Annotated in this window: 17 protein-coding genes; 10 read left to right on the top strand and 7 right to left on the bottom strand. The window is 59.4% G+C overall.

The features are described from left to right. Positions 1 to 30: 30 nt before the first annotated feature. Entirely contained in the window at positions 31 to 1542 is a 1512-nt protein-coding gene (locus tag IB244_RS07550) for a sugar ABC transporter ATP-binding protein (RefSeq protein WP_192303740.1), read from the bottom strand. 179 nt (positions 1543 to 1721) lie between these two features. Here IB244_RS07550 and mtnK point away from each other — a divergent pair, with 179 nt between their 5' ends. Genes mtnK through IB244_RS07575 form a run of 5 tightly spaced genes read left to right on the top strand, consistent with a single transcriptional unit; the run spans position 1722 to position 7163 of the window. Further along, a complete protein-coding gene (gene mtnK, locus IB244_RS07555) occupies positions 1722 to 2993 on the top strand; it encodes an S-methyl-5-thioribose kinase (RefSeq protein WP_192303742.1) in 1272 nt (423 codons plus the stop codon). Continuing rightward, positions 2990 to 4084: an S-methyl-5-thioribose-1-phosphate isomerase gene (gene mtnA / locus IB244_RS07560; protein WP_192303744.1), complete on the top strand. Its 1095-nt coding sequence runs from the start codon at positions 2990 to 2992 to the stop codon at positions 4082 to 4084. Before mtnK ends, mtnA begins: the two co-directional genes overlap by 4 nt. 3 nt (positions 4085 to 4087) lie before the next feature. After that, entirely contained in the window at positions 4088 to 5023 is a 936-nt protein-coding gene (locus IB244_RS07565) for a transketolase (protein ID WP_192303747.1), read from the top strand. A 2-nt stretch (positions 5024 to 5025) separates the two neighbouring features. Next, on the top strand, positions 5026 to 6027 hold the full coding sequence (locus tag IB244_RS07570; RefSeq protein WP_192303749.1) for a transketolase family protein: 1002 nt from the start codon (positions 5026 to 5028) through the stop codon (positions 6025 to 6027). Further along, a complete protein-coding gene (locus IB244_RS07575; RefSeq protein ID WP_192303751.1) occupies positions 6027 to 7163 on the top strand; it encodes a RuBisCO large subunit C-terminal-like domain-containing protein in 1137 nt (378 codons plus the stop codon). Before IB244_RS07570 ends, IB244_RS07575 begins: the two co-directional genes overlap by 1 nt. An 84-nt stretch (positions 7164 to 7247) precedes the next feature. Here IB244_RS07575 and IB244_RS07580 read toward each other — a convergent pair whose 3' ends face one another. Further along, the gene (locus IB244_RS07580; RefSeq protein ID WP_192303753.1) at positions 7248 to 9233 is read right to left on the bottom strand and encodes a CHASE2 domain-containing protein; all 1986 of its coding nucleotides are present in this window, start codon (positions 9231 to 9233) and stop codon (positions 7248 to 7250) included. After that, entirely contained in the window at positions 9233 to 13009 is a 3777-nt protein-coding gene (locus tag IB244_RS07585; RefSeq protein WP_192303755.1) for a FecR domain-containing protein, read from the bottom strand. Before IB244_RS07585 ends, IB244_RS07580 begins: the two co-directional genes overlap by 1 nt. Before the next feature lie 111 nt (positions 13010 to 13120). Here IB244_RS07585 and IB244_RS07590 point away from each other — a divergent pair, with 111 nt between their 5' ends. Beyond that, positions 13121 to 13660: a Pycsar system effector family protein gene (locus IB244_RS07590; protein WP_192303757.1), complete on the top strand. Its 540-nt coding sequence runs from the start codon at positions 13121 to 13123 to the stop codon at positions 13658 to 13660. Positions 13661 to 13886: 226 nt separating this feature from the next. On the opposite strand, the gene IB244_RS07595 is transcribed toward IB244_RS07590, so the two are convergent. Together IB244_RS07595 and IB244_RS07600 are read right to left on the bottom strand one after the other, a co-directional pair. Next, entirely contained in the window at positions 13887 to 14738 is an 852-nt protein-coding gene (locus IB244_RS07595; RefSeq protein ID WP_192303759.1) for an arylamine N-acetyltransferase family protein, read from the bottom strand. Positions 14739 to 14808: 70 nt separating this feature from the next. Next, positions 14809 to 15270, bottom strand: coding sequence for a cupin domain-containing protein (locus tag IB244_RS07600; protein WP_192303761.1), 462 nt, complete (start codon positions 15268 to 15270; stop codon positions 14809 to 14811). A 265-nt stretch (positions 15271 to 15535) separates the two neighbouring features. Here IB244_RS07600 and IB244_RS07605 point away from each other — a divergent pair, with 265 nt between their 5' ends. Both IB244_RS07605 and IB244_RS07610 read left to right on the top strand, forming a co-directional pair. Then, complete coding sequence (locus IB244_RS07605) at positions 15536 to 16021, top strand: pyridoxamine 5'-phosphate oxidase family protein (RefSeq protein WP_192303763.1); 486 nt, start codon at positions 15536 to 15538, stop codon at positions 16019 to 16021. Next, positions 16018 to 17361 (top strand): GAF domain-containing protein, encoded by a 1344-nt coding sequence (locus tag IB244_RS07610; protein ID WP_192303765.1) that lies wholly within the window; start codon positions 16018 to 16020, stop codon positions 17359 to 17361. The genes IB244_RS07605 and IB244_RS07610 overlap by 4 nt, the downstream gene beginning before the upstream one ends. A gap of 28 nt (positions 17362 to 17389) precedes the next feature. On the opposite strand, the gene IB244_RS07615 is transcribed toward IB244_RS07610, so the two are convergent. After that, entirely contained in the window at positions 17390 to 18253 is an 864-nt protein-coding gene (locus IB244_RS07615) for a DMT family transporter (protein ID WP_192303767.1), read from the bottom strand. 87 nt (positions 18254 to 18340) lie between these two features. Between IB244_RS07615 and IB244_RS07620 the strand changes: the two genes are divergently transcribed. Beyond that, positions 18341 to 19756: a PLP-dependent aminotransferase family protein gene (locus tag IB244_RS07620; protein ID WP_192303769.1), complete on the top strand. Its 1416-nt coding sequence runs from the start codon at positions 18341 to 18343 to the stop codon at positions 19754 to 19756. A 22-nt stretch (positions 19757 to 19778) separates the two neighbouring features. Here IB244_RS07620 and IB244_RS07625 read toward each other — a convergent pair whose 3' ends face one another. After that, positions 19779 to 20555, bottom strand: coding sequence for a DUF1194 domain-containing protein (locus IB244_RS07625; protein WP_192303771.1), 777 nt, complete (start codon positions 20553 to 20555; stop codon positions 19779 to 19781). 277 nt (positions 20556 to 20832) lie between these two features. Here IB244_RS07625 and IB244_RS07630 point away from each other — a divergent pair, with 277 nt between their 5' ends. Further along, positions 20833 to 21798, top strand: coding sequence for a S1C family serine protease (locus IB244_RS07630; RefSeq protein WP_192303773.1), 966 nt, complete (start codon positions 20833 to 20835; stop codon positions 21796 to 21798). Positions 21799 to 22103: the final 305 nt, after the last annotated feature.

Consider the following 22103-nt stretch of genomic DNA (forward strand, 5'->3'; position numbering starts at 1 on the left):
CTGCCGCGATCGGCGTGTCGTGATCAGTCATCAATTCACCATTTCATGCTGGCCCGCGATCTCGGCCAGGAGTTTACTGACATCGATACCGGCGTTTAGATGCTCGCCGGCCAGCGTCTGTTCGGACATCACCAGAATACGGTCGGCAATTTCGAAGGCCTCATCGAGCTCCGTCAGGAACACAACAGTGGCTCTTCCTTGCGCCGATGCTCGAAGCTTCTCCGCAATGTCGCGGCGCGCGGCAATATCGACGCCCTGGAACGGTTCATCGAGAACCAGCAATCGACAGGGCTGGCTTAGCCAGCGGGCCACCATCACCTTTTGCTGATTGCCACCGGAGAGCGTGTGCATCTCATCTCGTTCCGATCGGCAAACGATACCGAGAGCGGATATCTGCCGTTTAGCTTCGCCGCGCTCCGAACCGCGGCTGGAGACGCCGCCGACACGGGCGAGCCGCTTCAGGAAAGGAAGGCTGATATTCTCGTAAATATTGAAATCGGGGACGATGCCATTGTCCGCGCGGTCCTTGGCGACGAGGAAAACTCCTTCGGCAATGGCCTCTTGAGGTGTGCGCGGCTGATATGGCCTGCCATCAAGCGACATGCGTCCTGCAAACGGCTGTCTGGCGCCGAAAAGCGTCTCGGCAAGCGCGGTCTTGCCAACACCGACGAGACCGGTGACGGCAACGACTTCTCCCTCACGCAGCACGAAATCAAAAGGACGTGCGCTCGGCGAGAGCATGAGCTCTTCGGCGCCGAGGACTGTCGCCCCGCCGTCGCGAACGGCAATGCCGTCATGGCTGATCGCTTTGCCGAGCATCGCATTCACCGCACCCTCATAGTCGAGGTCAGGTCCCGTGAAGGTGCCGGTAATACGTCCGTCACGCAGGCTGACGATACTGTCTGCCAGGCGCCGGATATCCGACATGCGGTGCGAAATATAGAGGATGGCGACACCCCGTGCGCGCAAGCGATCGACAAGCTGGAAGAGTCGCTCGGCCTCGGCGCTTGACAACGAAGACGTCGGTTCATCGAGGATAAGTACCTTTGGCTCGTGGGCCATCGCACGGGCGATGGCCACCATCTGCCGGTCGGCAAGAGATAGGCCCGAGATGCCAACGCCGAGATCAAGGGAAAGGCCCATGCGATCGGCCACTGCCTTGGCTTCGCGCCGCACGCGCCTCGGATTGAAAAACCAGCGCGCGGAACGCCCGTTCAGCCGGTCAAGCGTCAGGTTTGTTGCGACATCCAGATCAGCTACCACCCCATCGTTTATATTCTGATGAACGGTAACGACGCCGGCACGGATGGCTTCAGCCGGTGACGACGGCGAAAAAATCTGCCCCGCCAGCGAAATATGGCCGGCGTCACGCGTGTAGACACCGCTGACGATCCGCACGAGCGTAGACTTGCCAGCACCGTTTGCACCCATAAGGGCGGTTACAGAACCGGCGCGAAGCGACAGATCGACTCCGCCGAGCACCTGGATACGACCAAAAGATTTCCGCAATCCCTCGACGCGGAACACAGGTTCTTCGTTCATCTCCGTCCTCCCACGGTGATGCTAGGCCGGGGCGTCATCATTTGTCAAGCTCGTTGACATTTGACAAATCGACCCATATCAAATGTCATCAGAGTGCAAGATCGCTGACTGCCCAAAGAGGAGGGAAGTCAGCCGCGCGGAGGGAGTTGGCACCGCGAAAACGGTCCGGGGAGGAAGAAATGACGGATACGAAGCCGTTCGTGGCCCTGTGCCCCGAAACGTTGCCGCAGCGGCTGGGCGACCTAGCGGCACTCATTGAAAAATTGGGCGAGAACCAGGGTAGCTGGCGCGTCAAAGAAGTCGGAGACGGCAACCTTAATCTTGTCTTCATCGTCGAAGGCGAGCGAGGAAAGGTGATCGTCAAGCAGGCGTTGCCCTATGTCCGCCTTGTCGGCGAGAGTTGGCCGCTACCGCTCAAGCGCTCTTACTTCGAGTATCATGCGCTGATGCGCCAATCGGACCGCGATCCCGGAATGGTCCCGGAGATTTTCCATTTCGACGTCGATCAGGCGATCATCGTCATGGAATTCCTGTCACCGCATATCATTCTGAGGCGTGCTCTCATCGAGGGCCAGCGACTGCCCAGGATCGGCCGTGATCTCGGCCTATTTGCTGCACGCACGCTTTTCCGCGGCTCAGATCTCGCCATGACCGCCCGCGAGCGAAAGCAGGATCTGGCGCTGTTTTCCGACAATGTCGAACTGTGCGACATCACGGAGAATCTCGTCTTTTCAGACCCCTATTTCGAGGCGTCGCTCAATCGTCACACATCACCACAGCTCGATGGGATCGTGGCTGAACTGAGGGCGGATCGCGATTTGAAGGTCGAGGCACAAAAGCTGAAGCACCTTTTCGCCACCAAGGCCGAGACCTTGCTGCATGGCGATCTTCATACCGGCTCCGTGATGGTGACGATGGATGAAACCCGTGTCATCGATCCGGAATTCGCCTTCTATGGCCCAATCGCCTTCGACGTCGGCATGATGATCGCCAATTTCTGGATGAGCTATTTCTCGCAGGCGGGCCACGAACAGAACGGCAATCGCGAGGCTATGCGGGACTATCTGCTCAACGTCATCGAAACTATCTGGGCAACCTTCTGCGAGGAGTTTTCGGACCTGTGGCGCAGCGAGCGCAACGGCATCCTCTATCAACGCTCGCTCTTCGAAGATCGCGGCGACCTGCTCGGCGCCGAACAGGCACTCGATCACGTCTTGCACGAGATCTGGACCGACATGCTCGGCTTTGCCGGCGTCGAGATCCACCGTCGCATCCTTGGCCTCGCTCATAATGCCGATTTCGAAACCATCACGGATCTGGATTTGCGAGCACGCTGCGAGTGCAAGGCATTGAAACTCGGCCGCCATCTCGCCGTCAATCGCCGGCATATTCACAGCCTCGCGGAGATCAACTCGCTCGCCAAACGACTCGAGAAGGAGACCGTCATTTGAAAGTTGGAGCGCGTCACTACCACACCATCTGGCTGAATGAAGACGGCGCATCGGTCGACATTATCGACCAGCGGTGGCTGCCGCACGAGTTTCGCGTGGTTACGCTGAAGAGCGTCGATGACGTCGCAGTCGCCATCAGGGACATGTGGGTGCGCGGAGCACCACTGATCGGCGTGACAGCAGCCTACGGGGTCGCGCTTGCCATGGCCGCCGACAGCAGGAACACCTCCCTCGACGCAGTGTGGAATACACTCCATGAAACGCGACCGACGGCAATCAACTTGCGCTGGGCACTGGATACGATGCGCAGCTTCCTGCTCGAGCTCCCGGAAAGTCAGCGCGCTGAAGCCGCCTACAGGCGTGCTGCCGCCATCGCCGACGAGGATGTCGACCTCAACCGCAGCATCGGCATGAACGGCCTCACGGTCATTCGCGAGATCGCCGCTCGCAAGAAGCCCGGCGAGCCCGTGAATATTCTCACTCACTGTAATGCCGGCTGGCTTGCGACGGTTGACTACGGCACGGCGACGGCTCCGATCTATCTCGCGGCTGAAGAGGGGATTCCTGTCCATGTCTATGTCGATGAGACCCGCCCCCGCAACCAGGGCGCCCAGCTAACGGCCTGGGAACTGAAGGGCCACGGCATTCCCCATACACTCATCGTCGACAATGCCGGCGGCCATCTGATGCAGCATGGCGAGGTCGACATGGTAATCGTCGGCACCGACAGGACCACGGCCAGCGGCGACGTCTGCAACAAGATCGGCACCTATCTGAAGGCGCTCGCCGCAAAGGACAACAACGTACCATTCTATGTTGCCCTCCCCTCACCGACGATCGACTGGACGGTGCATGACGGTGTACGCGAAATCCCGATCGAGGAACGTAGCGGCGACGAGGTCACCTTCGTGCAAGGACGTGGTGCGGGCGGCGAAATTGCGAGCGTACGGGTTTCGCCGGAAGGAAGCCCCGCAGCCAATCCTGCTTTCGACGTTACTCCGGCGCGTCTGATCACTGGCCTTATCACCGAACGCGGCATTGCAGAGGCATCGCCCGCCGGCTTGAAGGCACTTTTTCCCGAACGGAGATAACTCATGACCATCGCGAACAAGCAGAGGACGGAGGATGTCGCCGCCGGCATTCGCAGGCGTGTCTTCGTGCACACGATGCGCAACAACGGTGGCTACCTCAGCCAGGCCTGTTCCGCGGCCGAGAGTCTGGCGTTCCTTTATAACGAAGCGCTCGTCCTTGGCGAACCGACGCTGCCGAAGACCCCTCTGCCCTTCGCGGGCGTGCCGTCGTCCAATAATCCCGACGCGTTTACCGGCGCCGGCTATCATGGCGCCTTTGCTCCGGAATACGACCGCTTCATCGTCTCGCCCGCCCACTATGCGCTGGTCATATATTCGGCGTTGATTCAGGTCGGCCGGATGGACGAGAACGCGCTTGATCATTTCAATCGGGACGGAGGGTCAGTCGAAATGATCGGCGCCGAGCACAGCCCAGGCATGGAAGTGACAACCGGATCGCTTGCGCAAGGGCTATCGATGGCATCGGGCATAGCCTGGGCGCGCAAGCGCCGCGGCGAACCAGGCAAGGTCTGGGTCTACATGTCCGATGGCGAATTCCAGGAGGGGCAGACGTGGGAATGCCTGGCGGCAATGAGCTATCACGGCATCGACAACATCCGCGTCGTCGTCGATGTCAATCGGCAGCAATGCGATGGAGCGATGTCCTCGGTTCTTGATCTCGGCGACCTGCCGGCGCGCATCGCTTCCTTCGGCGCTACCTGTCGATCGATTGACGGACATGATCTGCAGGCATTTCGGGCTGCAGCCAATAGCTCAGAAGCACGCAGGCCTCTGGTCATCCTTGCCAATACATCGCCCTACGAGGGCATGCCGTTCCTGAAGAAGCGCTTCCCTCGCCTTCACTACGTCCGTTTCAAATCGGCAGAAGAGCGCGAGGAAATGCAGTCGGCAATCGCCACCGAGCTTCGCGTCGATCCCGCTGAAATCGCGAGGGCCTGATCATGGTCGAAATCGTCAACCGCCCCTATGCCAGAGCCTTCGAGGACTTCGCTTCCTCCCGCCCGGAAGTGCTTTGCCTGTCCGCCGATCTGACATCATCCTGCGAAATCGACGGCTTTCGCGATCGCTATCCCGATCAGTTTCTGTCGCTCGGCATGGCAGAACAGAACATGTTGTCTTTTGCCGGCGGCCTAGCAATGCAGGGTTTCCGACCCTTCGTCCATACCTTCTCCGTCTTTCTCTATCGCCGCCCTTACGACCAACTGATCAACTCCATCGCTTACTCCAACCGCAAGGTTCGAATGATGGGTTTCCTGCCCGGAATTACGACACCCGGCGGCATTACTCATCAGGCGATCGAGGACATATCGGTCATGCGCGCCATCCCGAACATGACGGTCCTCGAAACCGGCGATGCCACCGAAGTGGAGAGCGTTCTTGAGGTGGCAGACAGTATCGACGGCCCGGTGTACGTCCGAGTTCTGCGCGGCGAGGTCCCACGGCTTTTTTCGACACCTTTCGAATTCAACCGACTGCGGACGCTGAGCGAGGGAGGCGATATCCTCGTCGTCTCTTCGGGCGTGTGCACCGAAGAGGCCTTACGTGCTGCCGGGCCGCTGAAAAACCGCGGGATCGGCATTCACCACCTGCATGCCTCGACGCTGAAGCCATTTGATCGCGACGGCCTGCTAAAGGCGGCACGCGGCAAGAAAGGTATAGTCACGCTCGAGAACCACACAATCAATGGCGGGCTCGGATCGCTGGTCGCCGAAATTGTTGCCGAGGAAGGGCTTGGCATCCGCCTTCGCCGACTGGGACTGGAAGACACCTTCGCGCATGGCGCCTCCAAACCCTATCTTATGAAGAAGTACGGGCTCGATGCCAGCGCACTGACGCAGGCGATCGGCAATCTGCTGGGGCGCGCCCTCGACATAGCCGATCCTGAGTTCGAAGCGGCCCGCCTCGACACGGTTCATTCGGTACAGAAGGCAGAGGCGCTCTGATGGCATCGCGTTTTTCCGTCAGCTACTGGCTCGACGCCACCGGCGAAAAAGAAGCGCGAGCGCGAGCCTTGGATATCGCAGTCGAACAGACGGTGGAAATCCCAAGAGAGATCGTGCCGCGTGGCTACGTTGAGGACGAGATTCTCGGCCGGTTGGAAAACCTGAAATCCGCCGGCGCCGAGCGTGGCGGCTTCCTGGCGGAAATTTCCTACAGCGAGGACGATGTGGGTGGCGATTTCCTGCAGCTTCTGAACATCGTCTTTGGCAACTCCTCGATCAAAACCGGTACGCGCGTCGAATCTCTGCAGCTGTCGGACGGCTTGCGCAAGCTTTGCCCTGGACCACGTTTCGGCGCTGCCGGATTGCGCGCTCGAACAGAGGTCACTTCTGGTCCGCTCATCATGTCGGCGATCAAACCCGTGGGTCTATCGACGTCGGAACTCGCGGATCTCACTCACCGCTTTGCCTTGGGTGGCACGCATCTTATCAAGGACGACCACGGGCTCGTTGATCAGCCGACCTCACCTTATCCTGAGCGCCTTAAGGCCTGCGTCGAAGCCGTTGCCGAGGCAAATGCCAGCACCGGATTTCAATGCGCGTACGTGCCCAACATCACAGGACCGGCGTCGCAGATCTTCGAGCGGGCCCTCATGGCAAAGGAAGCGGGCGCGGGTGCGGTTATGCTGGCACCGTCACTCGTCGGCTTTGACGTGTCCCGTACGCTTGCCGCCGACCCCAATTTCTGTCTGCCGATCATCTCGCATCCGACTTTTGCCGGCGCCAATGTCATCACGCCAACGACGGGTTTTTCGCACCGCTTCTACTTCGGAACGCTGCAAAGGCTCATGGGTGTCGATGCGGTCGTGTTTCCGAATTTCGGTGGGCGGTTCGGCTTCTCGCGCGAAGAGTGTCTGTCCATCCTCCACGGTTGCACGGAGGATCTTGGTGAGCTGAAGCCCATTTTTCCTGCGCCTGGAGGTGGCATGACGTTCGAGCGGATCCCCGACATGCAGCAGGTTTACGGGAACCATGTGATTTATCTGATCGGCGGCGCGCTTTTGCGCGAGAGCGATCTCGCATCCGCGTGCCGGGCGTTGCGAGCGCGCATCGCTGACCTATCTCTCCCGGCCAACTAAAGCCCTCCGCTGCACACGCCTCCGCGAGACCGCTCGCAGGGCAAATTCCGTGTCGATCAGATGGCCGAGATCGCCATTGTCCGACTAGTCGTCGACCTGCCGCGCACACTCGCTTTGGACAATTGAGTAATAGAGACGAAGCGATGGAAAGGCAGCGGTCAGCGTCTCAAACATGGCATCGAGGGGAAGCAACGTCCTGTTGTACTTAGCGGCCAGGAAAACTTTATGCGCTTCCACCTGCTCCGCGCTTGCGTCCTCAACGATCGTATACACAGGCGACGGCGTCGTTCGTCCCTTCACGACGATTTGGTCGAGCTCCATCACGTTATAAAACCCGCCTACGAGACGTGCAGTTTCCTCCCCAAGCAAGATAGCAACGCCATAGTTTTTTGACGCCCCTTCCAGGCGCGAGGCAAGATTGACGGAATCCCCCAGGCAGGAATAGTCGAAACGCCGGCTCGAGCCCATGTTGCCGACGACACATTCGCCTGTATTGATCCCAACGCCCATCTTGAGAACATGCTGTGGTGACCCGCTTGCTCGCGCTTCTATCTCGAGGTCCTTGTTGAGCCTTCCGATGGCCGTCTGCATTGCAATCGATGCCTGAACAGCGTGGAGCGCGTGCTCAGGGTCATCGAGGGGAGCGTTCCAGAATGCCATGATGCAGTCGCCCATGTACTTATCGATTGTCCCTCCGTGATCCATGACGATATCGGAGAGCGGCGTCAGCAGGCGGTTGATCAGGCCGGTTAGCTTTTCCGGATCATCCTTCATCGTCTCGGCGATTGTCGTAAAGCCACGGACGTCGGAAAATAGCACCGACAACGTTCGTCTCTCGCCGCCGAGTTTCAGCTGCGAAGGGTCATCAGATAGCCTTTTGACAAGATCGGGTGAAATGTATTGAGAAAATGCGCGGGTAATGCGTTGCTTGTTTCGGCGCTCTTCCGCAAAGTCGAAAGCGGCCTGGCCGAAGGCGACCGAGGCAAATGCAACGGTCGGCCCAAGCGGTGATACGAAGAAATGGCCGAAACGCAGGCCCGTGTAGGACAGCAGTGCGAATAAGCAGATGGCGACAACAGTTGCCAGGAGGGTGAGCCAGCCAGTCGATTTCCAGACGGCTGCAGCCGCGAATGCGGCTGCGAGCAGAACAAATCCAATAAAAGGCACCATGCTCGTGCGATTGATCGACAGCCGTTGCCGAAGATTGTCATAGATCGTTGCCTGGATCTCTACGCCGGCCGTAAGCTTCCCCGTATGCATCGTGTATGGGGTGGCAAAGGCATCAGCACCTCCCTTGTCGATCTCCGGGGCATTCTGGAGACTAAGACCCACCAGGACAACGCGGTTATTGAATGTTCCTTCGGGCAGGAACGTCTTCGGGTCGAGTGCCTGATAATATGAGACCGTCTGATAGCTCCGTGCCGGGCCAAAGGACTGGATCATCGCGTCCTGCGGGACGGGCACGCCATCGTGGCCAGCGGCTCGCAAAAGCGTGGCCGCAAAGCCGTCGTCGTAGATCGGGATGGTCCGGAAGACACCGTCCCCACCAAGTTCGATTGAGGCAATGCCCGTGCGAGCACCGGCAGCGGTGAGTTGCGGCAAAGGTGTAGCCCGCACGAGTTGGTCGGCTTGCGGCGTTTCGATCAAGGTTTCGTCGCCTGCAAGCACGATGTCAGGGCCGACCGCGGCGGCAATTGCAGTATCGTTCTCCGGTGTCGAGGGCTCTGCCATGATGATATCGAGGCCGACTGCCTTTGCGCCGGCTTCTCGCAATTGCCGGATCAACTGAGCATGCAAGCTGCGCGGCCACGGCCATTGTGCGTTTATTGCCGCAAGTGAAGGCTCGTCGATGGCAACGATCACCGGCCCCTCCCCCGGCGGCACCAGGCCATCGATCGTCGACAGATAGTCGAAGGATTTGAGCTCCAGTAGCGGCCAAGCCGGCAGTCGCGAGAGTAGCGAGATCCCGATCAATGTCAGGAGAATAAGGACGAGCAGCCGGAGGCTGCGGTTGCTGAACAGCCAACCGGCAGATCCTGAAGCCGGACCAAGGGTCGGTGTCTTGTTCATCAGAAACGAACTTTGAATGTGCCCTTCACGGCACGTCCCCAACCAGGAACACCCGGCGTTATTTCAAATTTCTCATCGAGGAGGTTGAACGCAGCCACTTCAAGAGCAAAGCGCTTGTCGAACGGCTCCCATATCATATTGGCATCAAGCGTCCAGAAGTCATCAAGCTCTGTCCCGATGTCGTCTCCGTCCCGTTTGCCGATATAATTCGCAGCGATCGTCGCTTTCACCTTCGCTTCGTTAACCCAGGTTAGAGCGACCTGACCCGAGTTGCGTGGAACGAACGGAAGCGCACCGCCAAAGTTGACGCTTGCTTCATCCTTATTCTCCGAGTCCATACGAGCATAGGTCGCGGAAAGGCCAAACCCGTTCCCCAACGCAAAATTTGCCGTGACGCTTGCGCGGTCGAGGCTTGCTCGTTCCAAAGTCAAGCTATCGAAGGCGGGAAGCGCCGTCAGCGGCAGCCCGATCGTCATGTCGTGCAATTCCTGGTGCTGATAGCTCATGGACGTGAAGAACCTGTCCGTCCACTGGGAATCCCATTGTAGTTGAGCAGTGTCGACGTAGCCATCGACTCCAACCGCAATCTGATTGGGCTGCAGCCCGACAATACCGATCGGGGCAAGTGTCGGAACGCCTATCTCAACGCTCTGACGCATGAATGCGGCGCGCAACCATTGATCTTCGACCGGTGTCCAGGCCACGCCCAATCGCGGCTCCAGCCGGCTGACATCCGTACCGTCTCCATCCAGCCACGTGGCATGGAGCGCGTATTCAGCCTTCAGGTCCGGGGTGATCTCGTGCAGCAAGTCTACGTAGGCGCGCGTCAGGTTTGTTCGATTGGACGCTTCTTCAGGACCGATCGTCACATCCGGGACAAAGAGGGGGAACAGCTCGAAGAACTCGGCAAAGCCGCTGGCACGCGTGTCGATCCATCCTCCCTCAAGTCCGTAGCGCCAGGTCAAGCCGTTGTCAGTGCCAAGGCTGTGACTGATGGCTGCGACATAGCTTTTGGACGATAGGCTTTCATTTGTGTGCCCGAAGGGAACGAGGTCCGGCGGGGGCCCTCCGAGGAAAGGCACAGCTGACTGATCGAACACGAAGTCATTCGTACTCTGCGACTTAACTTCAGAATAAAGCAGTGCCGCATTAACGATATTTTGGTAGCCGAATGTGTGGCTCCAGCCTACGCCACTGTTGAGATTATCGAGACTGTTGCGTTCGTTGCGATAGAAGGGCAGTTCGGGCGGAGCGAGGTCAAATCCGAGAAGAGGAAAGAAGAGTTCGTCATTGAACCGGGCCGAAGGCGATGGATCAAGTGTCAGCGAATTCAGGTCGAAGTCGCTTTGGCTTTGATTGACGAAGGCAACCAGCCGATCCTCAGGGGTTAGAGTGGCCGTGACATAGCCGTTGGCGCTCAGCAGCTTGTTCTCGGTAGAGAAGTTTCCGAAGTTGGCATAATCTCCCTCGGCTGGAATTTCCTCCCACTCGAAATTGCCGAAAAAGCTGATCGGGATCGTCTCGTTGGCAAAGCCCTGAATCTCGGCTTCACCGACACGCCCGGTGTGGCCGCCAACGCTGTTTATGCCGCCACCGATAGAACCTTCGATAAATGGCGTGCGAAGGAGCGTGGCCGATCTCGACCGACCTGACAACATGTGCGGATCGAGCAGCAGTCCCTGGAACAGGGAGGAAAAGCTCGTTGCGTTGGCGGTGTTTTCAATCACGCTGTCGCCAAATGTAATGGCGTTCTTGAACGGGTTGATACTTCCCTTGAGGGCCTGGTCAGTAAAACCGCTACCTTCAAACGGATCAAAGACCGCGTCGCCGTAATATCGGCCCCAGGCGTCGAGGCCCTGCAAACGAAACGCGTTGTTGAGCGTGGATCCGGCGTCCTGGTTGGCTCCAAGCGCGCTGAAATCCCCGCCGCGGGCACGCGCGCGCCTCAGAAACTCCTGAGCGTTTGCTATCGCGCCGTCGGCATCGTAGTCGTCAATAGCAACGGCGGTTCGAAATGCTGCAATAACGGGATCATTCTTGTCCAGTCGGTCGGCATTCTCGAGCGCCTGATTTGAAGGGTCCCTGTCGCCACGCTCATAGTGGCCCGCGGCCAGCATGAGCTGCGCTTGCGAGTAGCTCGGATTGGCGGTGGATGCCGCGAGCAGGTCTTCGATCGCCTTTTCTCGTTCACCCGTCTGGAGATAGTAGCGTCCACGCGCAAGCAGTGCGACGTCGAAGGCTGGATCGGCGGCCAGTGCCAGGTCGATCTCTCGCTTGGCTTCCTTCATGCGCGATTGGTCGAGATAAAGGATCGCAAGATTGGCGTGGCTGATCGGATCGTCGGGATCGAGTTCGATCGCCTTTTTGAAGGCCACCTCCGCCTCACGGCTGGCACCGCGAGCATCCTGCAGCAGGCCGAGATCATTCCATGCCATCGCGGAGCCTGGCGCAATCTCGATCGCTTTGTTCAGGTCTGCAAGCGCTGCATCGAGATTTCCCTCGAAGTCGGCGCGCATACGAGCGCGGGCTTGCAAGCCATCAGGATCCATGGGGTCGATCGAAAGTGACCGTTCGATCGCCTCCCGCATCTGGGCGCGGTCATTGATCAGAAGGGCAAGCTGTGCGCGCAGTGCCGGCAGGCGCGAATCCGTCGGATAACGCGCTTCTGCTTCCTTCATCGTCCTGATGGCCGCGGGAATATCTTCGAGGAAGCCGGCCGTATAGGCCTTCATAACCGCAGTATAGGGACCTGTGATCGATGCGGGGGGCGTCTCCACATGATCGGGGTCGCGTAGCGAGCGGGAATAGTAGCCACCGTAGGCGGCAATACTCCGGCGCTGCGGATCGAGTGCAGGCTCGGCCCGTGAAAACAGTCGTGCTGCATCGTCATAGCGTTTTTCAGCGCCGGCGATCAAGGCTTCGATCAAATCTGCACGGGCGCTTTGGGTAACCGACAACTTGAGCGCCCGAGCTCTCGCCAACGACTTGAGTGCCTCCCGGCGACCATCAAATGACAACTGCACTTCGGCGAGCGTCAACCAGTCTTCCGCGGTTCTTGCTTCCGGTGCCCTGGCCTCGATGCGGCTGCGCTCGGACCTCATTTTCTGCATCGGCAGGGGCGAGGCAGGCATGAAGGTAAAACCACCGCGCAGCGTTAGATAGAACAGCATCTGCTCGCGATCGTCTGGTGTCACAATGACCAGCTTGCGCGGTGCCTGTCCGATCGTCGCAACTGCCGCTTCGCCCTGTGCGACTTCGACGCTACCGTGCTCGTTTTTAAGCTCTACCCGGCCCTCGAGCACGATCAGTGAGGTCTGGTCGCCCTTGACCGTCATTGTCCAGTCGGTGCCGCGAATGGCAGCCGCTGCGGCCGGCGTCTCGACCGTCAGGCCCTGACCACCACGCTGGGCGCGTGCCCAGATAGTGCCGGATTGCAAATTGAGAATCGTGTCACCGCCGGCAGCTATCTGCTTGACCTGCAGCGCAGAATTGCGGCCCAGTCGCACCTGCGTGTGATCGGCAAACAGGATCGCCAATTGACCATTGGCATTGGTGCGCAGCACGTCGCCGCCGAGCAAGTCTTGATGAAGAGCGACGTTCTGCCAATCGGAAAGATCGACGAAACGAACCTCTTCTCCCGTCTTGCGGTCAATCACCGAGCCAGCAGCTCGCGCGGTTCGCTGGATAGGCTCCGCCGCGGCCGGATGCGTCAAATATAACGCAATCACCGCGATCGCTGTGCCCCCGCACGCGTATCTCGTAAATTTACCCCACATATTGGAAGGATTTGTCTGCCTATAGTTGAAAAGTCAAGCGGGAGTAACGCAGGGATTTGCTTTGTTTCTCGAGTGTAATATTAGGGAAACACTTCAGCAGGGGGATGCAATGTGAGTGACGTCGAGAACACCACGGATTTTTTGAGTAGTCCGCCATCACATACTGATATTAGTTCCGAGTACTTCGATCACATCAAGAAGATAAACGACATATTCTACGATCAAATCAAGATTTCAGATCAAAAAGCTGCGTATATTTTTACATTCATGCTCGCGTTTCTTGTTACATCGAGCGAGGGACGTGAGGTTTTTGCCTGGCACCGCTACGCCCACGGGACGCCGGTAGGCATTCTTTTCTCCGGCGCGCTTGCTCTGGCTTCAATCTTTTCGATTCTTTCTGCGATTCTCGTCGTCCTGCCTCGGCACTTGAATTCGTCAACATCCCTGTTCTGGGGCACCTGGCACAAGCACCGAGGACACTTTTGTGAAGCCGCGGGCAAGCGCGACGCCGGCTATCTGTTTGAACAATACCTCGAAAACGCCGACATTCTTTCGACCATCGCGCGCGGAAAATACCGGTGCGTCGTCTGCGCATTCCGGGGGCTGATGGTGACCGTCGTCGCTTACATTCTCTTGCTTGCAGCGACGTAAGAGGTTCGGTCGTTGGACATGCCTCGCATGGCACGGCCGCCGCTTTTGGCATGTCGTAGTACGGAGTTCTCAGGTTTCACGGCTTTTGGGCGTCCCCACACACGGAACCTAATGCCGATGCCTGAACCCCACCAATGGCGAGTGCCGCGTTCAGGGCGAGACGGTCATAGAATTATGTGAAGCATCGATGTTTCCCTGAGTTCCAGCGTGTTGATGGGCGGCCTTTTCAGGCCGCCTTGTTATGACCGATCGCCTGGATCTTTTCCCAGACCCGTCCGAATTGGGGAACGTCGAGGTCGAAAAAGGTTTCGAACGTGTCCGCGAGATGGTCCGCGCTTGTGATGCGCAGCTCGCGAACGCTGTTCGGCGTTACGCTGCGCAAGCGATCGTTCTGCAGGGCGACATAGCCGTCCGTGGTATGACGCAGAACGGCAAGCGCATTTGTGAACGGCGACCCCTGGTCCCGCATCAACCAGGCATGCGTGGCGGCCATGGCGGCCTCATCACTGTGGTCGGCGCGGAAATCGAAACTGCGCGCGATGCCATGCACGTGATTGTTGAAGCGCAGCCAGCCGTTATGGGTCGGCATGATCGAAAAATCGAAACCGCGCTGGCTGATGGGTCCGACGGCAAGCGGGACAGGTTCGATGATGGCGTCGGCCACGCCCACTTCGGCGAGATAAGGTCGATGAAGATCGACCCGTAGCGTCAGGTGATTGCCGATCGCGATGTCCCCCAGCTTTTCACGGTCGACGCCGCCGCAAAGGCGGGTCACTCGAAAGCCGAGTGCATCGAGAGCCGCACCGAAGAGGCCATTCATCTCGTAGCACCAACCGCCGCGCCTTCCTTCCACCATCTTGGCGAAAGCCGATCTTGGTGTGATCGAGGACGGCCACTCCATGAAGGCATCCAGCGCTTCCCATGTGAATGTCATGAGGTGGGCGCGATGCAGTCTCGACAGGCTCTGAAGGTCGAGAGAAATAGGCCGGGAGACCCCGATCTTGGCAAGATAGGCATCCAGCTGATTGGCTGTCAGCGTCATTTCGTTTTCGTTTTCGCTTGAAGGCGCGCGTGTCATCCTTCGGTCTCCTTTCGATGGACCGTTATTGAATTCTCGATGCTGTATTTCAGAGTGGCTTGTCGCCGGATCAGGCGACCTTGCGGCCTTCGACAGGCAGGAAGGTCAGGCCGAAATCCATCGCGACAGAGGCGATTTGCTCGGGGGTTTCGGGCTTGCAAAGCTCGATGATCGGAAAGAAATTCTCGAACCCGCCGGGCGTCACAACGACCATGATATGGCCTTCGCTTTCGCCGACATTCCGGAAGCGATGCGGAACGCCGCGTGGCAGCGCGATGCAGCCGCCTTCCGTCAGTTCGACATAGTCACCGGCACACCAGAAACCGAAGCGGCCAGACAGGACACGGAAGAACTCATCCTCGCGCTCGTGCATATGAAGCGGCGGACCATCTCCGGACGGCACGGTGGCCTCAAACATACCGAACGAACCGCCGGTGTTGGCCGCCATCATGCGTATGACATGCTTGCCGAACGCCATTGCGGGCGTTCCATGGTTCGGCGGCGATACCGCCGCATGCGTAAACTTCTCCATCATTCACTCCAGGCTTCAGCCGTTTCGGTTGCGACTATTTCGTGCACGGACGGGTTCGGATGCCGTGCCGGTCCGATATGCCGACATGATCTCGGCCTTTGCAGCTTCGGTGGCATAGATCCACAAACGACCGGGCAGATGGTTATCCAGACGGTCCAATCCGTGCGACGTTTCTATAGCGCGCCGGAAAAACGCGCGTTCCTAAAAGAATGTGCAAACCGTGCCGAATATCCTAAAAGGATGCTAAAGAGGGTTAGGACACGCAGTGGGGGCGGCGGTGCAGGTCGACGACAAGCTTCTCGATTTCTTCAATCGACCACTTATGTGCATCATAGCCGCCGCCGACGAAACGGGGCACCCATCCGCTGGACGCGGAGTCGGCTTCCACATTTTCGACGACCGGGAGACGATCGACGTCATCTTCTCGTCCTGGCAATGGCCTCGGCTCGAAACCTCCGTCCGGCAGACGGGCCGGATTGCCGCCACCTTCGTCAGTCCGTCTGACTATGTAAGCTTTCAGCTCAAGGGGGCCGCCTCGATGCGGGACACGGAGGCACATGATATCGATTGTGCCGACCGCTTCATCGCGGCAGCCACGGGCGAGCTTGAAGCCCTTGGAGTGCCCGGGCGCATCATTACGCCGTGGCTTACTGCTCGCGAGGCCAAGGTCGTTCGGCTTTCCGTGAGTGAAATATATATCCAGACGCCCGGCCCGCTTGCCGGCATGCTGGCGTTCGCGAGGCCCAGATGAGCTTGCGTCTCAGCGACCTGTCAGCCTGCTTCGAAGGCGTCATTCCCTCCATCATCGCCACTGCCGCGGCCGACGGAACGCCAAACATCTCCTATCTGTCTCATGTGGTGCGGGTCGACGAAGACCACGTTGCCCTCTCCAATCAGTTCTTTGCCAAGACGGCGGCGAACGTGCGCGCCAACCCTCAGGTCGCGCTGATCCTCGTCGATGGCTTCACGGGCGACCAATTCCTGCTCGACATCGGATTCGTGCGCTCCGTCGATGCCGGCCAACTGTTCGACAAGATAGCGCTCCAGCTGAAGGCGAGCAGCGCGCAGGTCGGCATGTCGGAGGTAATGCGGCTGCGGAGCGCGGATATCTTCCGTGTGCGCCGGATCGAGAAGGTCCCCTCCCCGGTGGAAACCACGCGTAGCCCGACAGGCCGTGATAGCGTCAGCCTTCCCGCTCTCTCGGACGCAATCCGGGCCATCGAACGGCAGGGAGAAGCGGACGAGATCATCGATAGCCTCCTCGCCGGTATTCAGCGCGTTCTTGGATATCGAAATGCGGTCGTGCTCATCCATGATAGCCATCGCGGCTGCCTGATCACGACCGGCAGCCTCGGCTACGACCGCTCGGGACTGGGATCCGAAATCGCCGGGAGCGAGGGGCTGATCGGCGCGGCGGCAACGAGCGGGCAAACGATCAAGGTCAGCGACATGAGCCGCGTGCGCCGGCTCGGGGAAGCGATCGGCATGGAGGCAGAGGCATCGGAAAACGCCACGCGTATCGTCGCCTTTCCGCAATTGCCCATGGTAATGAGCCAGATCGCCGTTCCCATGTCAGCTCGAGGCACCATGACCGGAGTACTTTTCGTCGAAAGCGCGGAACGGCTGGCCTTCCGCGAGGAAGATGAGGCAGCCCTTGAAATTCTGGCAGGACAGGCCGCCAGCGCCTTGAGGGCGAGCGAACGGGAGGCGGCGTCGGCCGAGCCGACGCAGGGTGCACCCGCGCTTGCATCCGAACCTGCGGCCAGCGGCCGGGATATCCGTGTTGTCCATCATCGCGTGGACGACAGCGTGTTCGTCGACGGTACCTATATCGTGAAGGGCATTGCCGGTACGCTGCTTCGTCTGATGCTCGAATGGCACCTGAGCGACGGCCGCAACGAGTTCACCAACAGGGAGATGAGGCTGGCCGTTGGCGGCCGGATGCCGGAGATAAAGGACAATCTCGAGACCCGACTGTTGCTGCTGCGCCGGCGGCTCGAAGAGAAGCAGGCCCCAATCCGGATTGTCAGGGTCGGAAGGGGCCGCGTTCGTCTGGAGGCGGAAGGAGCACTCAGGTTCGACGGCGCTTGAAAAGCGCTGCCGACAACGAGGCGCCGCGCTATCGGGCGAATTTGCGGGCAGCCGCCACGCAGGCAATCACCGCTGCGGTTACCGCAAACATCGTCCAGGTCACCGTTTCATGCAGCAGCGTTGCGGCAAGCGTCAGGCCGAGGAAGGGCTGAAGCAATTGCAGTTGACCGACGCTCGCGATTCCGCCTTGTGCCAGGCCCCGATACCAGAAAACAAAGCCGATCAGCATGCTGAACAAAGAGACATAGACGAGGCCGGCCAATGCGGGGGCATTGATGCCCGAGAAGCTTGCCGGCATGAACCAGATCGATGCAAGGATCATCAGCGGCAGCGACAGAACGAGCGCCCAGGAAATGACCTGCCATCCCCCGAGTTTCCGCGAAAGCTTCGCCCCTTCGGCGTAACCAAGCCCGCAGACGACGATCGCCGCCATCATCAAGGCGTCTCCGAGGGGCGCAGCACTCAGTCCCTGCGCCACGGCGAAACTGCAGACCAGCGCACTTCCCATCACTGCAAAGAGCCAGAATGCCAACTTCGGACGCTCCCCGCCGCGGATCACGCCGAAGATGGCGGTGGCAAGTGGCAGCAGCCCGATAAAGACCACCGAATGTGCCGAGGTAACATGCTGCAGGGCAAGCGCAGTCAACAATGGAAAGCCGACCACCACGCCTGCGGCAACCACCGCCAGCGATAGCAGATCGTCTCTTGCCGGACGCTTCTCCTTGAACAGCAGCAAAAGCAAAAGCGCCAGTGCTCCTGCAATTCCCGCTCGCGCCACTGTCAGAAACACCGGATCAAACTGCATGACCGCCACACGCGTGGCGGGCAGCGAGCCGCTGAAAATCACTACGCCAATAAGGCCGTTAAGCCACCCAGATGCGGTGCGGTCCATGTACACTGCCTTTCTCACATGCCGTTCTTATCGACCCAAAGCCATGGCAGCGCCAGCGACAATCTGGTACAGTTCAACAAAACTGTTATGCCTGAGGTAGCAGTACAGATGGATGTAAATACGGAAATCAGCACTAGCCGGGTGGCGACGGTCATGGCCACGATCCGGCAACGGATCGCCGGCCGCAACCTGACGCCGGGCGCGAAATTGCCATCCGTTCGGGCAATGGCCAAAGCATCCGGCGTCTCCACGTCGACGGTCGTCGACGCCTATGAGCGCCTGGTTGCCGAAGGCGTCATCTTGTCTCGACCGGGTTCCGGTTTCTACGTCGCAAACCAGACCGCTCCATTTTCCCTCTCCGACATCGGCCCCAAGCTGGACCGAGCCGTCGATCCGTTCTGGGTTTCCCGGCAGTCGCTTGAAGCCGATGACGGAGATCTGAAGCCAGGCTGCGGCTGGCTCCCACCGTCCTGGCTTCCGGAAAACGGCATTCGACGGGCCTTGCGAACACTGTCGCGTGCCGACAACACGGCGTTCGCCGACTACGGCTCGCCCCTAGGATTGCCGCCGTTACGCCAGCACATCGCGCGACGCATGGCGGAGCGAGGCGTGGAGGCCTCCCCGGATCAGATCATGCTGACGGAATCGGGCACACAGGCGATCGATCTTCTCTGCCGTTTCCTTCTCGAACCTGATGACGTCGTGCTGGTGGATGATCCCTGCTATTTCAATTTCCAGGCGCTGCTGCGGGCCCATCGTGCCAGGATCGTCAGCGTTCCCTATACGCCCTCAGGTCCGAACATCGAACTGTTCGGCCAGGTTGTCGCTGAACATCGACCACGCCTCTACATCACCAACTCGGCAATCCACAACCCGACAGGCGCGACGCTTTCTCCAGTTGCGGCCCACAAGGTCTTGAAGGTCGCTGATCAATTCGAACTCACCATCGTCGAGGACGATATTTTCGCCGATTTCGAGCACACGCCGGCGCCCCGTCTTGCGGCGTTTGATGGCTTGGACAGGGTCATCCATATCGGAAGCTTCTCCAAAACCCTGTCGGCCTCGGCCCGCTGCGGTTTCATCGCCGCAAAGCCGGAATGGGTCGATGCACTGATCGATCTCAAGATCGCCACCACATTCGGCGGCGGGCGGCTTTCGTCCGAACTTGTTTATAAGGTCCTCAGTGATGGCAGCTACCGCAAGCATGTCGAGGCTCTGCGCAGCCGGCTCTCGGAGGCGATGTTTAACGTCTCGGCGAAGCTGAAGAACCTCGGCATCGTTCCCTGGCTGGAACCCTCGGCAGGCATGTTTCTTTGGTGCCGGTTGCCCGGAGACGTCAACGCTGCCGATGTTGCACGCGCTGCCCTGGAACGGAAAATTGTCCTCGCCCCAGGAAACGCGTTCAGCCTTTCGCAATCAGCCCAGAACTTTATGCGCTTCAATGTTTCCCAGACGTTGGATGCCCGCGTCTTCGATGCGCTGCGCGACACATTGAGGGGCTGAGAGGGCGGCAGCCGGTTCGCGATCATCGCTCGAACATCTCCTGCCATTGCCGCTCGCCGATCATGCAGTCGGTCGCGGGTTGGCCGGCGATCCGCTGTGTCGCCGGCTGTGGAGGAAGACCACTGACCTCAAGCACAAGTTTCCGCCGCACCGCGACGGCGAAATCCTCGATCTTGTAGACTGGCAAGACGAAAGAACCTGGGCCGCCGATCACGCAATCCGCATAATACCTGTCGAGACCGCCTGGAGCCCCGGACGGGCGCAGCATGAGCGCAAGTCCATTGATGACCATGCCCGTCTCCACTGCCTTGTCGCGCGTTGGCGCAACCGGACTGCCGGAATTGTTCGTACCGTCTCCCGAGACGTCGATCACCTGTCGCATACCGGTGTAGGGGCTGGAGACGATCATCGCAGCCCCTTGCGCAATCGCGGTGGAAATCGACGTGCGGCGCTGCGTGGCGATCGGCCGCTGCTCGAGCTTGTTGGCAAAGTCGATCGCGTCCTGTTCCGTCGCGATCACATGCCAGTCGATGACGGAATCCGGCACCACATAGCCCGCCCATTCGAAGTAACTGATCGCAATGCGTCCTGTGAGCCCCCCGGTCACCGCATCGATGAATTCTCTGTGCTTGAGAGCCTCGACATAGCCTTCGCGCTGGATGCGAGCCTCTTCCTGATCCATGGATCGAGAGGTATCGACTGCGAGGACGAGTTTCACGTCAACCTCGCCTCCCCCGGGTTCCGCCACAACGGGGGTTGCACCGGAGAGGCTGATCAGCATCGCGAGCGTCGCAAACATGGCACTCCAATCCCCTTATCCAAGCAGTCAAAAATGTAGCACAGCTTCACACGCAGGCGACGTTGCCTTGCATCCCCTGGGTCAAATTTCAGTGATGGGTCGGCTCGATGCTGGTGTCTTTGAACATGCCAAACATAGCAGCTTGGACACCCCTTGATTTAAGTTGCGCGCAATCTCATCTGAATAGACACTATTTCAACCTGTCGAACCGACAGCCCCTCGCCTTTGCAGCCGCTGCCGTTCCTCAAAGCGACGCTTGCGCGTCGGAGGAGTTTTCATGGGATTCCTGGATCGTGACATCCAACCGTCTCAGGACGCTAGCCTGTTGGATGCCTATTCTCATTCTGTATCGAACGCGGTCGACCTCGTCGGCCCCGCGGTCAGTCGCATTGAAAGGGTGGGCGGCCGCGCCGGACACGGTTCCGGCTTCGCGATCTCTCCCGATGGTCTTGTCGTGACGAACAACCATGTCGTCGACGATGCCAAGACCGTTCGCATCAAAACGCCAGATGGCGCTGTGATCGAGGGCAAGGTGCTGGGCCGGGATCCGGACAGTGACCTCGCTCTCATTCGAGCGAACGACTGGCCGGGCGCCTGGGCCAAGCTTGGGGACTCGAAGAGCTTGAAGCGCGGCCACATCGCAATCGCAATTGGCAATCCGCTCGGTTTCGAGTGGACGGTGACGGCAGGCATCGTATCCGCGCTCGGCCGATCGATGCGCGCCGCCAGCGGACGCTTGATGGATGATATCATCCAGACCGATGCGGCGCTCAATCCAGGAAATTCCGGAGGCCCGCTTGTGTCCTCGGCAGGCGAGGTCATTGGCGTCAACACGGCCGTGATCCAAGGTGCGCAAAGCATCGCCTTCTCTGTCGCTTCCAACACCGCCAAGCATGTTGTGTCGGAACTCTTGAGGTTCGGCCATGTGAGGCGCGCCTATATCGGCATCGCAGCGGATACCGTGGAACTGCAGCGCCGCGTGGCCCTGGAAGCCGGGCTTGTCCAGACAACGGCAGTGCGACTGCGCCGGGTCGAAATTGACAGTCCCGCAGCGCGAGCCGGGCTTCGGGACGGTGACTATCTGCTTGCGATCGATGGCCACCCGACCTCGGGTATCGACGACGTGGTCAGGCTCATGGATGGCGAGAGGATCGACATGGACGTCGAGGTGCTGATCTTTTCAGTCGCCGGGCGAATCGAACGCCACACGGTCCGTCCGACCCATCGACCGAAGTCGGCTTGACCGTCAGGCCGTAGCCCTCGACCTCGCCCAATCTTACACGCGGTCTCAAGCAGTGAAGGAACGACCGAGCGCCCGCGATTGTTTCCTGGTTGAAAGGAGACGTCATGAGAGAAGAGTTACGCGAGATATCGTATTCACCGGCCATGTTGCAGAGACAGTATTGCCTCGACAAGGGAGAAGCGCGGCGGCTGCTGACCAGTTTCGGCAGCTCCCGGCATGAAATGGACAGGCTGCTTGCCGCGCGAGGCAGAACAACATTGCATCGAAGGCGCGAAATTCATACGCCTCTGTCAAAAGTTCCCTTT

Source organism: Rhizobium sp. RHZ02, assembly GCF_014851575.1.
Classification (GTDB): Bacteria; Pseudomonadota; Alphaproteobacteria; order Rhizobiales; family Rhizobiaceae; genus Rhizobium; species Rhizobium altiplani.